The organism is Spirillospora sp. NPDC046719 (assembly GCF_040645715.1).
Taxonomy (GTDB): Bacteria; Actinomycetota; Actinomycetes; order Streptosporangiales; family Streptosporangiaceae; genus Spirillospora.
The window spans coordinates 1-12,954 of sequence record NZ_JBEYYT010000273.1 but is presented as its reverse complement, the minus strand read 5'-3'; the positions used below and the strand labels follow the sequence as shown (position 1 = coordinate 12,954).

The following is a 12,954-nucleotide window of genomic DNA, read 5'->3' as shown; positions in this document are numbered from 1 at the left end:
CGCCCGCAGGCACGCCCGAGGAGCCGGCCGATGGCCGGCCGGCCGCGCGCGGAGCCGGGGCCCGCCCGCGCCGCCGCCTGTGGCGCACGAACTGGTACGCCTACCTGTTCGTCGCTCCGAGCCTGTTCGGAGTGTTCGCCTTCCTGCTGCTGCCCCTGCTGATCGTGCTCGGGCTGAGCCTGTTCCACTGGGAGCTGCTCTCCAGCCCGTCCTTCGCCGGCCTGGCGAACTACCGGCGGCTCGCCGGGGACGGCGGGACGTGGCACTCGGTCTGGGTGACGGTCCTGTTCGTCCTGCTGAGCATCCCGGCGCAGACCGTCCTCGGCCTGCTGCTGGCGCTGCTGCTCAACCAGCGGGTCAGGGGCGTGGCGTTCTACCGCGCGCTGTTCGTCGTGCCGTGGATGGCCACGCCGATCGTGATGGGCCTGGTGTGGACGTGGATCTTCGACCCGCGGGACGGCGCGCTGAACAAGCTGCTCGGCGTCGCCGGGGTGAGCGGGCCGGACTGGCTGACCGACCCGTCGTGGGCGCTGCCGTCGGTCGCGCTCGTCAACGTGTGGCAGTACAGCGGCTACACCATGCTGTTCTTCCTTGCCGGGCTGCAGGGGATCCCGCAGGAGCTGTACGACGCGGCGGCCACCGACGGCGCGAGCCCGGTCCAGCGCTTCTTCCAGATCACCCTGCCGCTGCTGAACCCGACGACGTTCTTCGTCACCGTGACGAACCTGGTCGGAGCGTTCCAGATCTTCGACACGGTCTACGCGATGACCGACGGCGGGCCGAGCGGCAGTACGGAGGTGCTCAACTTCAGGATCTTCGAGACGGCCTTCCGCCGGTTCGACTTCGGGTACGCCTCGACGCTGGCCGCGCTGCTGTTCCTGCTCATCCTCGCGGTGACGCTCGCCCAGGTCCGGTTCTTCGCCAAGCGCACCACCTACGACCTGAGCTGAGGAGGGACCATGGTCAAGCGCACCGCGCTCTACGCCACGCTGGTCGCCGGCGCCTTCGTCTCCGTCTTCCCCTACCTCCTGGTCGCGCTGACCGCGCTGAAGACGCCCCGGCAGCTCAGCCGCACCGAGCCGTGGGAGCCCGGGCTGCCGCCCACCTTCGCCAACCTCGACCGGGTCCTGCACTCGGGCTTCGCCGGCTACCTCGGCAACACGCTGCTGATGACGGCCGCGCTGAACGCCGGGCAGCTGGTGTTCACCACGTTCGCCGCCTACGCGTTCGCGAGGCTGCGCTTCCGCGGACGCGACGTGCTGTTCTGGCTGTACGTGGCCACGATGATGGTGCCCAGCGCGGTCACCATGATCCCGCTCTTCCTGATCATGCGTGAGCTGCACCTGGTCAACACCTGGTGGGGGCTGCTCGCGCCGTACCTGCTCGGCACGCCGTACGGGATCTTCCTGATGCGGCAGTTCTTCCGCGCCCTGCCCGCCGGGCTGGAGGACGCGGCGCGCATCGACGGCGCCGGGCCGCTCACCATCCTGCTGCGCATCGTCCTGCCGCTGTCGCGCCCCGCCCTGGGCACTCTCGCGATCATCACCGTCATCTCGTCCTGGAACAACTTCATGTGGCCGCTGATCATCACCAGCGGTGACGACACCAGGGTCGTCACCGTGGGGATCGCCGGGCTGAAGGGCGCCATCGGGGTCGACCCCAACCAGATGACCGCCGCCGCCCTGATCGCCCTGGTGCCCATGGTCGCGGTGTTCGTCGCCTTCCAGAGATACATCGTCCGCTCGGTGGTCCTCACCGGCCTCAAGTAGAAGAGGTCAGCCGCAATGACATCCCCCCGAATCCGCACGATCGCGGCCGTGCTCGGCGCCGCACTCCTGTCCACCGCGACGGCCTGCGGCGGCTCCGGCGGCTCAGGCGACTCCGTCACGCTCACCTACCGCCTCTGGGACGACCAGCAGAAGGCCGGCTACCAGAAGGTGATGGCCGCATTCGAGAAGGCCGACCCCGGCGTCCACGTGAAGATCGAGCTGCTTCCGTACGACCAGTACTGGACCAAGATGACCGCCGACGCGGTCGCGGGCACGGCACCGGACGTCTTCTGGATGCAGACCTCGCAGTTCCCCGAGTTCGTCACCAAGGGGATCCTGGCCGACCTGGACGGCCTCAAGCTCGACACCGCCAAGTACAACGCGAACGTCGTGCAGTCCTACACCTACAAGGGCAAGCTCTACGGCGTGCCGAAGGACTTCGGCATCGTCGGCCTCCTCTACAACGAGGACCTGTTCAAGAAGGCCGGCGTCACGATGCCGGACAAGCTCACCTGGACGCCCGACGGCTCGGGGACCCTGCTGGAGACGGCCCGCAAGCTGACGGTCGACGACAAGGGCAGGCATCCCGACCAGGCGGGATTCGACGCCGGCAAGGTGAAGCAGTACGGCTTCGCGTCCTGGAACCACTACCAGACCCAGTGGATGAACTGGGTCAGCTCCAACGGCGGCAAGCTGGTCGACAAGCCGTTCGGCAAGTACGCCTTCAACGACGCCGCCTCGGTGCAGGCCCTGCAGTTCGGCGTCGACCTGGTGAACAAGTACCACGTGGCGCCGCCGGCCGCGCAGACCAACCCGCCCAGCGACAAGATCAACGAGATGTTCAAGCAGGGCCGGGTGGCGATGTTCCCCGCCAACAACGCGCTCCTGCCGTTCGTCGCCCCCGGCGCGAACTTCAAGATCGGCATCGCGGCCATGCCCGCGGGCCCCGCCGGACGCGTCGTGAACATCAACGGGCTCTCCGAGGCCGTCTACTCCAGAAGCGCCCACAAGGAGGCCGCGATGAAGCTGGCCCGGTTCCTCTCGGGGCCCGAGGCACAGAAGATCATGGCGGACGGCGGCTACGTCTTCCCCGCGCTGAACGGCCTCTCCCAGGGCTACCTCGACTACTGGAAGCAGAAGGGCCTGGACGTCTCGCCCTTCCTCGAGGAGTCGCGGGGCGCCACGTTCAACCTGCCGGTCACGACCGGCTTCACCGCGTTCGAGAACAAGCTCAACCAGACCTTCAACGACATGTACCTCGGCAAGCTCACCCCGCAGCAGGCCGCCGACCAGGCCGTCCGCGACGGCGACGCGCTGGCCCGGTAGTCGAGGAGCCCCATGATCACCCGGCGTTCCCTTCTCGCCGGGGGCGCGAGCCTGGGCATCGCCGCCGCACTGGGTGTCCCACCCGTGCGCGCGGCGGCCCGGCGCGCCCCGCTGGGCGAGGTGTTCCGGCTCGGTGTCGCCTCCGGCGAACCGTCCTCCGACGGCGTCGTCCTGTGGACCCGCCTCGCCACCGACCCGCTCGCCGCCGACGGCCTCGGCGGCATGCCGCACCGGCCCGTCCCCGTCGAATGGCAGGTCGCCGAGGACGAGCGGTTCCGCAAGGTCGTCCGGCGGGGCACGCAGGTCGCGGTCCCCGAGTCCGCGCACAGTGTGCACGTCGAACTGGACGGCCTGCGGCCCGGCGCCGAGTACTTCTACCGCTTCAAGGCCGCAGGGCAGGTGTCCCCGGTCGGGCGGACGCTCACCGCGCCGGCGCCCGGCACGAGCGGCCGCGACCTCAACCTCTCCTTCACCTCCTGCGCCGACTACCAGGTCGGCTGGTTCACGGCCTACCGGAGGATGGCGGAGGACCATCCGGACCTCATCGCCTTCCTAGGCGACTACATCTACGAGTACGGCGACTACAAATACCCCGTGCGGGACCAGGCGGGCGGCGAGTGCTTCGACCTCGCCGGCTACCGGCTGCGGCACACCCAGCACAAGACCGACCCGGAGCTGCAGCTCGCGCACGCGATCGCGCCGTGGGTCACCGTCTTCGACGACCACGACGTGGAGAACGCCTGGGCGGGCGACGTTCCCGAACAGCCCGACCCGCCGTTCCTGCCCAGACGGGCCGCCGCGTTCCAGGCGTTCTACGAGAACATGCCGCTGCGCCGCGCGCAGAAGCCCGTCGGCGCGGCGCTCCACCTGTACCGCACGGTGCGGTGGGGATCGATCGCCAACCTCCACCTGCTCGACACCCGCCAGTACCGCGACCTGTACGCCTGCAACGACGGCAAGTCCGGGACGATCGGCCCCGACTGCACGGAACGCCTCGCTCCGAACCGCACCATCCTCGGCCAGGAGCAGGAGGCCTGGCTCGCCGGTCAGCTGAAAGAGTCCGGCGCCACCTGGGACCTGCTGGTCCAGCAGGTCTTCTTCATGGAGATGGACTGGACGAACGGCGAGGCGAAGGGCTACTCCAACGAGGGCTGGGACGGCTACACCGCCAGCCGCGACCGCGTGGCCGCGGCGATCGACGACAACAAGCGCAACGGGGTCGTCCTCACCGGTGACGTGCATTCGCACTGGGCGGGCGAGGTCAAGCGCGACTACCAGGACCCCGAGTCCAAGTCCGTGGCGGTCGAACTCGTGAGCACGTCGGTCACGTCCGCGGGCAACGGCCTGGACGAATACCCCAACACCGGGCAGCTGCTCGCCGAGAACCCGCACGTCAAGTTCTTCAACGGGCGGCGAGGCTATGTCCGCAGCGTCATCTCCGGACGGGAGATGACGGTCGACTTCCGATCGCTTCCCGTCGTGACCCAGCCCTACGCGCTCGCCTACACCTCCGGCTCGTTCGCCATCGAGCCGGGCGACCCGAGCCTCCACCCGGCCTGACAGGACGATCATGCGCAGACGCGTGACCGCCGACCTCGCGGCGGTGCTCCTCGCCATGTCCACCGTGCCGCAGTCCGGCGCGATGGCCCGCTCGGCGGCGCCGCCCGCCATCGACACTCCGCCGATGGGCTGGAGCAGCCGGGCCCTCGGCTGCTCGGTCGCCGACGCCCCGGTGCGCCAGGCGGCCACCGGCCTGGCGGCGCTCAAGGCCGCCGGCTACCGCTACGTGATCATCGACGACTGCTGGGAGGCCGGGAAGCGTGACTCTTCCGGACGGCTGGCCGCCGACCCCGGCCGCTTTCCCGACGGGATGAAGGCGCTGGTCGACGCCGTCCACGCCGCGGGCCTGAAGTTCGGTCTCAACCTGTCCGCGGGCACCAAGACGTGCGTCGGCGGCGGTCCCGGCTCCTACGGACATGAGGCCGACGACGGCGCGCTCGTCAGGCAATGGGGCGTCGACTACGTCAAGTACGACTACTGCTCGATCCCGACCGCCGACTTCCCCGGGCAGAACTCCCAGGCCATCGCCCAGAAGCTCTACCCGCGCATGCGCGAGGCGCTCGGCGACGGGGTCGCCTTCGCCATGAACAACGAGGACGGCAACAGCGTCCCGTGGCTGTGGGGCGGGCAACTGGCCACCACCTGGCGGACGAACGTCGTCACCAAGCCGATTTCGGACTCCTACACCGGCATGCTCGGCATCTGGGAGACCGCGATGCTGCGCCTGCAGTACGCCGGCCCGCGCAGCCACGCCGACCCGGACCTGCTGCAGGCGGGGCTCGGCGGCATGACCGACACCGAGTACCGCACGCAGGTCAGCCTGTGGGCGATGGCCGCCGCCCCGCTGATCCTGCAGGCGGCTCCGGACAGGGCGCCCGCCGCGATCGTCGCCGATCCCCGGGTGGTCGCGGTCGATCAGGACGCGCTCGGCCGTCCTGCCGCCTTCGCCCGCACCGACGGCTGGTACCACGTCCTGTCCCGGCCGCTGGCGGGCGGCGACACGGCCGTCGCCCTCTACAACGAGAGCGACCGGGAGAAGACGATCTCCACCACCGCGAGCGAACTGAAACTGCCCGCCGCGTCTCGCTACCGCGTGGAAGACCTCTGGTCCGGGGCCGTCTGGAGCACCACCGGGGACATCTCCGCGGCGGTGCCCGCGCACGGCACCGTCATGTACCGCGTCAGCACGCGGCGGGATCCGGCCGCGCCGTTGCCGACCTACGAGATCGACCCCGCCACCGTGCTCGGAGAGACCCGGCCCACCACCGTCGAGCCCGGCAAGGACAGCTCCCTGGTGACGCGGGTGACCAACACCGGGGGCACCGCACCGGTACGGAACGTCGCCGTCTCGCTGACCGTGCCCGAGGGCTGGAAGGCGAAGGCGGTGACCCCGTCCACCTCCGAGAGGCTGGCGCCGGGTGCGGCGTTCACCACCCGATGGACGATCACTCCGCCCGCTGGAGCCGCGCAGCGCGACTATCCCTTGACCGGGCAAGTCACCTCCGACCGCTGGAAGGACGGGCTCGACGGGAGCGCGGTCGTCCATGTGGCGACCGCCCCCGGCTCCGGTACGAACTACCTCAGTGACGTGCCGTGGGCGACGATGGTGAACCACCTCGGCCCGGTCGAGAAGGACATGAGCGGCGGCAACGCCGCCGCCGGCGACGGGCAACCGCTCACCATAGGTGGCGTCCGGTACGCCAAGGGCCTCGGAGCGCAGGCCCCCGCCGAGATCGGCTACTACACGGCCGGACGCTGCACGACCGTCGAGTTCTATGCCGGGATCGACGACGAGGTCGACGCGCCCGGAGCCGTCCGCGGCTCGGCGGACTTCCAGGTGTGGGCCGACGGGGAGCTGGCCGCCCGCACCGGCGTCCTCACCGGCGACAACGCACCGAAGAAGGTCACGGCGTCCGTCAAGGGAGCCAGGTACATCCGCCTCGTCGCCACCAACGGCGGCGACAACGCCTATTTCGATCACACCGACTTCGCCGACGCGAAGATCACCTGCGACTGACGGGGGCATCGATGATCATTCCGAAACCGGTACGTCTCGACGCACGTCCGGGACGGCTCGTCCTCGACCGGCACACCACCCTGACCGCCGACCCCGCGCTCGCCGAGGCCGCCTCCTGGCTGCGCGGTGAGCTGAGCCCCGTCACCGGCGGCGAGCTGCCGCCCGGGCCGCGGCCCGGCGGGATCACGCTCGCGGTCAGGGAGATGCCACCGGAGGCGTACCGGCTCAGCATCGAGGACGGCGGCGCGCACATCGAGGCCGCCGACGGCGCGGGCGCGTTCTACGGCGCGCAGACCCTCCGGCAGCTCCTCCCGCCCGAGGCGTACCGGAAGGCCGCCGCCGGCCGGAGCCTCCCGCTGCCGCACGTCCGGATCGAGGACCGGCCGCGCTTCGCCTGGCGCGGCTGCCTTCTCGACGTCGCCCGGAACTTCCTCCCCAAAGCGGACCTGCTGCGCTTCATCGACCTGATGGCCCTGCACAAGCTGAACATCCTTCACCTGCACCTCACCGACGACCAGGGCTGGCGGCTGGAGATCAGGCGCTATCCGCGGCTGACCGGAGTCGGTGCGTGGCGCCGGGAGAGCCAGGTCGGATGGAACGGTCCCGGCGACGGGCGACCCCACGGCGGCTACTACAGCCAGGACGACGTCCGCGAGATCGTCGCCTACGCCGCCCAGCGGCACATCACCGTCGTCCCGGAGATCGACCTTCCCGGCCACACCCAGGCGGCGATCGCCGCCCACCCCGAGCTCGGCAACCTCGACACCCCCCTCGACGTCGCCACGACCTGGGGCGTCGGCCCGAACGTCCTCAACGCCGAGGAGCACACGATCGCGTTCTTCCAGAACGTCCTGGACGAGGTCGTGGAGCTGTTCCCGAGCCCGTACATCAGCATCGGCGGCGACGAATGCCGCAAGGACCAGTGGCGGGCGAGCCCGGCCGCGCAGCGCCGGATCCGCGAGCTCGGCCTGCGCGACGAGGCCGACCTGCAGAGCTGGATCATCGGCCGGATCGCGGGCCACCTCGCCGCCCACGGACGGCGCACGGTCGGCTGGGACGAGATCCTGGAGGGGAGGGGCGCGCCCGAGCACACCGTCATCACCTCGTGGCGGGACGACCACGGCACCGTGGTCGCCGCCAAGAGCGGACACGACGTCGTCCCCTGCCCCAACACCTCCGTCTACCTGGACTACCGCCAGGCGCCCGGCGACCAGGAACCGGTGCCGTTCGGCACCGTCCTCACCGTCGACGACGTCTACGCCTTCGAACCGGTCCCGCCCGCGCTCGCGGGAGACCGGGCGGCCCGCCACATCCTCGGCGCCCAGTGCTGCCTGTGGACCGAACTGATCGACTCCCCTCGGCAGCTGGACTACATGGCCTTCCCCCGGCTCGCCGCCTTCGCCGAGACCGTGTGGAGCACCGAGGACCGGGACCCGGCCGGTTTCCGGCGGCGGCTCGACGCCCACCTGGACCGCCTCGCCGCACTCGGCGTGGAGTACCGTCCCGAGGCGGGACCGCTGCCCTGGCAGCGCCGCCCCGGCGTGTCCGGGCGTCCCGAGGAGGACGACGCCTGGCAGGCGAAGGTCTCCGAATGGACCCGCCCGCTCCGCGAAGGCCGTTGAGGCGGCCATGCCCGATCTCCACGGCCTGCGGCTGTCCGACTATGCGCCGCGCCCGAGCGTCGCCATCCCCGGGAGCCAAGTCCCGCGGCCGCGGTACCGATGCGTCGACGTCCACAACCACCTCGGCCGCTGGCTCACCGGAGACGGCGGATGGATGGCGCCGGACGTGGGCCGGCTGCTCGCGCTCATGGACGAGCACGACGTGGCCGCCATCGTGAACCTCGACGGCATGTGGGCGGAAGAGCTGTCGGCCAACCTCGACCGCTACGACCGCGCCCACCCGGACCGGTTCCTCACGTTCTGCCAGCTCGACTGGGGCCTGCTCCGCGAGCGCGACGGCGTCGACCGGCTGGTGGGCAGCCTCGAAGACTCGCACGCGCGCGGCGCCCGCGGCCTGAAGGTCTGGAAGACGCTCGGCCTGCACTACACCGGACCCGACGGTCGCCTGGTCCTGCCGGACGATCCGCGCCTCGCCCCCGTCTTCGCCGCAGCCGGCGAACTCGGCCTGCCCGTGCTGATCCACACCGCCGATCCGGTGGCGTTCTTCCACCCCGCCGACCGGCACAACGAGCGGCTCGAAGAACTGCTGGCCCATCCGGACTGGCACTTCGACCGCCCCGGCCTTCCGTCCTTCCAACGACTCATGGACGCCCTGGAAGGCCTCGTCGCCGCCCACCCGCGCACCGTCTTCATCGGCGCGCACGTCGGCTGCTACGCCGAGGACCTCCGATGGGTCTCGCGCATGCTGGACGAGCATCCGAACTTCCACATCGACATCGCCGGCAGGCTCGCCGAACTCGGCCGCCGTCCCCGCGCGGCCCGGACACTGTTCACCCGCCACCCCGACCGCGTCCTGTTCGGCACCGACGCCTTCCCGCTCTCGGCGTCCTCGTACCCCACGCACTACCGCTTCCTGGAGACCGCCGACGAACACTTTCCGTACGCCCCTGACGAGGAGATTCCACCCCAGGGACGCTGGGCCATATCCGCACTCGACCTACCCGGCGACGTGCTGGAAAGGGTGTACAGCGGCAACGCCTTGCGCCTACTCCACTGGCCGGCGTGAACGCGGAGGAAGAACACGGAAGGGACCGGAAAGTGACGCAGGCAGGGAAAATCACCTGGCCCGATAGTGGAACGTTGCGAGTCAACTTCCTCGGCGACTCGGTCGGCTATCGGGGATCCTTCGCCAGCACGCTGGAGAACTCCTGGCGGTATCTCATGCGGGCCCGCCTCGAGTCGGTCGGCCCGGTCGTCTACGGCGCTTACGACCACACCCACAATGCCAATGGCAATACCGTCTTCACCTCGGTCTCCAATGTCAGCGGCGGCGAGGACCTGACGTTCGTGATGCTGGGCACCAACAACGTCCGGGAGGCGCAGGAGTACGACGCCTTCGACTCCGACTGCGCCTCTGCGCTGGACCGGGTTCGCAGCGCCGCACCGGACGCGCTGCTGGTGGTCGGAGGAGCATGGATGCCGAGCAACGGAGGGGCATGGACCGACTGCGAGCGCGTCGCGCACTACGACGCGCTGATCGCGGAGCAGGCGCATAAGCACGACGGCATGTACGTCCCCTTCACCGACTTGTTCGACCACACCCCTAACCGCAACCCGACGGGAGATCCGGCATTCGGCGGATACACCACCGACGGATTCCACCCGAACGACACCGGGCACCGAGCGATCTACAACAGGTACCGGATCGCGCTCGGCCTCTAGGGCCCGGTGCTTGTTTCGTGGGCCCATCCGATCGAAGTTCCGGTTCGACGAGCGGTCAGGGTTCGCTGCTGCGGTCCACCGCACGGCCTACGTCCTGCAGTGGGCCGGAGCACACGCCCGGTAAGAAGGGTCGAGGTCTCCGAGGCGGAGGCGATGAACCGCACCTGGCAAGTGCCAGGTGTCCGCCCAGCGGCGTCGGAAGAGAGCCGGTTCAGCGACGCAGGGGGTCTCCTGCTCGACACGTGACAGTTTCTCGAGGTTGCGCGCAAGTTCGCCGACCGGGCCAACTGACCGGCACCCCGGCCGAGCCCCTGGCCCGGTTCGTCCCATCGGGCCGGGGGCGCTCATGTAAAGGTGCGGGGTGTGGTCAGCCGGTCGTTCGGAAGGCCTGCGCGGCTTCTTCGTTGGAGTCGTAGAGCGGGATGTCGTCCAGTCCGTAGTGAGTGAGCAGGCTGGTGATGGTGGCCGTCGTGCGGCTGATCGCGAAGGTGATCTCGCGGTCGGTGAGAGTGCTCGCGACTTCGTGGAGGGTTTGGGTGGCGGTGGCGGTGGCGGGTCGTGCGGCGCGGCGGACGACCTCGACCGCCGACAGCAGGAACGCGATGATGACCGCGGTGAGGGAGCCGAGGACGGGGACGCCGAGTGCGCAGGCGGCGGCGATCCAGAACTCCGAGCGGCGCAGCCGCCAGAGCGGTGCGAACGCGGGCACGTCGATGAGCTTGACGACGGCGACGGCGACGATGCCGGCGTGCGCCGCGCTCGGCAGGTAGGCGAGGACCCGGCTGAAGAAGGTGAGCAGGACGGCGACGAGGACGGCGCAGGCCAGGCTGGGGATCTGGGAACGGGACGCGGCGGCGTCCATCGCGGCGGTGCGGGACGCGCTGGAGCCGACCGTCATGGACTGGGTGAGTCCGGCGGCGATGTTGGCGAGGCCGAAGGCACGCAATTCCTGGTCGGCGTCGATGGGGTAGCCGCGCTGCTCGGCGTAGCGGCGGGCGGTGAGCAGGCCGTCGGCGAGGGTGACGGCGCAGATGGCGATGGCGCCGGGGACGAGCGCGGCCCAGTGGGCGAGCGAGACGTGCGGCCAGTGCGGGGTCGGCAGGCCGGACGGCACCGTGCCGAGGATGGTGACGCCGTGCTCGTCCAGGCCGGTGGCGGCGGCGACGGCGCTCCAGCCGCGGGCGTCCGGGACCCTGGTGATGATCTGCCAGAGTTCCGGGAAGCAGTGGTCGGCGGTGGTCTTGACGGCCAGGATCTTCTCGGTCTGGCTGGTGAGGATCTCGATGGCCAGCCCGGCGATGAACCCGACGAGGACCGGATCGGACAGGAAGTCGGCGAGGAACCCGAGCCGGAACACGGCGAATAGCAGGAAGACGACGGCGCAGAGCAGTGCCTGGGCGTAGGCGAGTTCGACGTACTGTCGGCTGCCGGGCGCCGCGACGATCGCCGTCAGCAGCGAGGCGATCAGCGCGGCGAACGTCCGCGATCCCGGTCGCCGGCCAGGCGGGCCGGTCAGCCGATGAGCCCGCCGATGCCCTTGCCGATCAGGACGACGCCGATGACCAGCAGCAGCACGAACATCACCGTGGTGTTGTTGCGTTCGAGCCAGGTCTTCAGGGCGTCCAGCGGCCGGCGCATGCGTTCGGTGTCGGCGACGTAGACGATGACGGGGACGGCCACGCTGGACACCGCGATCACGGTGAAGACGGCGACGGCCACGATCTGGTCGCCGACGCTCAGCTGCCCCTGGCTGATGGCGATTCCGGCCGCGACGCACATCATCAGGTTCTTCGGGTTCACCGCGGACAGCAGTACGCCCAGCGCGGCCGCTCTGACGGGGGTGAAGGTGTCGATGGCCTTCATCCACGCAGGCATTTCGGCCTGCTCTCCCGGATCGGGACGGGCGGTGAACTGCTTGGCGGCCAGGATCAGCAACAGCACTCCCAGCAGCAGCTTGATCCAGGAGACACCGGTCTTGGGGTGCCCGGGCGAGGCGTTCATGCCCAGCCCGTTGGCGATCAGCAGGAGCACGACGGTCGCCGCGAGCACACCGCCGACCCAGCCCGCCAGGAAACCCAGGCCCGTGGCGCGGGCGCGCGGCGCCAGCAGCATGAGGATGACCGCGATGATCGGAATGGGACTGACCGCGACTCCGACCGCCAGCGGCAGCAGCGTCCCGATGACCTCTCCCACGTCGCCCCCCGAACCCGGCCGCCGCAAGCGGCCATCGGCTGGCGGGATACCCACTGCGATCAGCCCTGTAAATGCCGCCCATCAGGCTTTGCCGACTCATCGCCGGACGCGGCCGGAACTTGGAATGCCGGGAGGTAGGTAACCAAGACCTGCAAACTCCGCGCCCGACGACCGGGCAGCGGTCCGCCAAAGGGGGGACCATGAGTGACCTGATCGCCGTCGCCTACGACGACCTCGCCACGGCCGAGCGAGCGCGTGACAAGCTCGTCCAGCTACAGAAAGAGCACGTTATCGAGCTCGCCGATGTGGTCGTCGTCGAACGTCGCCAGAACGGCAAGATCAAACTTCACCAGGCCGGGAACCTCACGGCCGGCGGCGCGCTCGGCGGCGCCGCCTGGGGCGGGCTCATCGGACTGATCTTCTTCATGCCACTGCTGGGCATGGCGATCGGCGGCGCGACCGGCGCCGCCGTGGGCGCCGCCTCCGACGCGGGCATCGACGACGGCTTCATGCGCGACCTCGGCGACCATCTCGCCCCGGGCAGCGCGGCCGTGTTCGTCCTGGTCGACAAGCGCAACCCCGACAAGGTCGTCCCGGAGATGGCGCCGCTGGGCGGACGGCTGCTGCGGACCTCGCTGACCACCGAGCAGGAGCAGCACCTGAGCGACGCGGTCAAGGCCGCCCGCGCACCGCAACCGGCCTGACCCTTCTGAAGCCTCGCCTGGTGCTCACCGACCGGACGGTG

The 12,954-nt window shown here is 70.1% G+C and carries 11 protein-coding genes; 9 read left to right on the top strand and 2 right to left on the bottom strand.

All coding sequences use genetic code 11. From position 1 onward, the window contains the following. The 8 genes from ABZ914_RS34135 to ABZ914_RS34100 all read left to right on the top strand — a co-directional run. The coding region (locus ABZ914_RS34135; RefSeq protein WP_500198323.1) for a carbohydrate ABC transporter permease at positions 1–950 on the top strand (950 nt) is incomplete at its 5' end. A gap of 9 nt (positions 951–959) precedes the next feature. Continuing rightward, the gene (locus ABZ914_RS34130) at positions 960–1,769 is read left to right on the top strand and encodes a carbohydrate ABC transporter permease (protein ID WP_500198321.1); all 810 of its coding nucleotides are present in this window, start codon (positions 960–962) and stop codon (positions 1,767–1,769) included. Between the two features lie 15 nt (positions 1,770–1,784). After that, positions 1,785–3,095 carry an ABC transporter substrate-binding protein gene (locus ABZ914_RS34125; protein ID WP_500198319.1) on the top strand — a complete coding sequence of 437 codons (1,311 nt, stop codon included), beginning with the start codon at positions 1,785–1,787 and terminating at the stop codon, positions 3,093–3,095. A gap of 12 nt (positions 3,096–3,107) precedes the next feature. Beyond that, positions 3,108–4,655, top strand: coding sequence for an alkaline phosphatase D family protein (locus ABZ914_RS34120; RefSeq protein WP_500198317.1), 1,548 nt, complete (start codon positions 3,108–3,110; stop codon positions 4,653–4,655). Between the two features lie 10 nt (positions 4,656–4,665). Then, the gene (locus ABZ914_RS34115) at positions 4,666–6,672 is read left to right on the top strand and encodes an NPCBM/NEW2 domain-containing protein (RefSeq protein WP_500198316.1); all 2,007 of its coding nucleotides are present in this window, start codon (positions 4,666–4,668) and stop codon (positions 6,670–6,672) included. A gap of 11 nt (positions 6,673–6,683) precedes the next feature. After that, a complete protein-coding gene (locus ABZ914_RS34110; protein ID WP_500198314.1) occupies positions 6,684–8,294 on the top strand; it encodes a beta-N-acetylhexosaminidase in 1,611 nt (536 codons plus the stop codon). Positions 8,295–8,301: 7 nt separating this feature from the next. Further along, positions 8,302–9,360, top strand: a complete 1,059-nt coding sequence (locus tag ABZ914_RS34105; RefSeq protein ID WP_500198313.1) for an amidohydrolase family protein — start codon at positions 8,302–8,304, stop codon at positions 9,358–9,360. Then, positions 9,357–10,016: an SGNH/GDSL hydrolase family protein gene (locus tag ABZ914_RS34100; RefSeq protein ID WP_500198311.1), complete on the top strand. Its 660-nt coding sequence runs from the start codon at positions 9,357–9,359 to the stop codon at positions 10,014–10,016. The genes ABZ914_RS34105 and ABZ914_RS34100 overlap by 4 nt, the downstream gene beginning before the upstream one ends. Before the next feature lie 367 nt (positions 10,017–10,383). Here the strand turns inward: ABZ914_RS34100 and ABZ914_RS34095 are convergent, their stop codons facing one another. Beyond that, positions 10,384–11,469, bottom strand: a complete 1,086-nt coding sequence (locus tag ABZ914_RS34095) for a SulP family inorganic anion transporter (protein WP_500198324.1) — start codon at positions 11,467–11,469, stop codon at positions 10,384–10,386. Between the two features lie 59 nt (positions 11,470–11,528). Further along, a complete protein-coding gene (locus tag ABZ914_RS34090; RefSeq protein ID WP_500198310.1) occupies positions 11,529–12,209 on the bottom strand; it encodes a GAP family protein in 681 nt (226 codons plus the stop codon). A 200-nt stretch (positions 12,210–12,409) separates the two neighbouring features. On the opposite strand from ABZ914_RS34090, the gene ABZ914_RS34085 reads away from it, so the two are divergent. Further along, positions 12,410–12,913: a DUF1269 domain-containing protein gene (locus tag ABZ914_RS34085; RefSeq protein ID WP_500198308.1), complete on the top strand. Its 504-nt coding sequence runs from the start codon at positions 12,410–12,412 to the stop codon at positions 12,911–12,913. Positions 12,914–12,954 lie beyond the last annotated feature (41 nt).

Bases quoted from the DNA above. Each gene is read 5' to 3' on its own strand.
- ABZ914_RS34115 (WP_500198316.1), top strand. From the start codon at position 4,666: ATGCGCAGACGCGTGACCGCCGACCTCGCGGCGGTGCTCCTCGCCATG.
- ABZ914_RS34110 (WP_500198314.1), top strand. From the start codon at position 6,684: ATGATCATTCCGAAACCGGTACGTCTCGACGCACGTCCGGGACGGCTC.
- ABZ914_RS34105 (WP_500198313.1), top strand. From the start codon at position 8,302: ATGCCCGATCTCCACGGCCTGCGGCTGTCCGACTATGCGCCGCGCCCG.
- ABZ914_RS34125 (WP_500198319.1), top strand. From the start codon at position 1,785: ATGACATCCCCCCGAATCCGCACGATCGCGGCCGTGCTCGGCGCCGCA.
- ABZ914_RS34130 (WP_500198321.1), top strand. From the start codon at position 960: ATGGTCAAGCGCACCGCGCTCTACGCCACGCTGGTCGCCGGCGCCTTC.
- ABZ914_RS34085 (WP_500198308.1), top strand. From the start codon at position 12,410: ATGAGTGACCTGATCGCCGTCGCCTACGACGACCTCGCCACGGCCGAG.
- ABZ914_RS34120 (WP_500198317.1), top strand. From the start codon at position 3,108: ATGATCACCCGGCGTTCCCTTCTCGCCGGGGGCGCGAGCCTGGGCATC.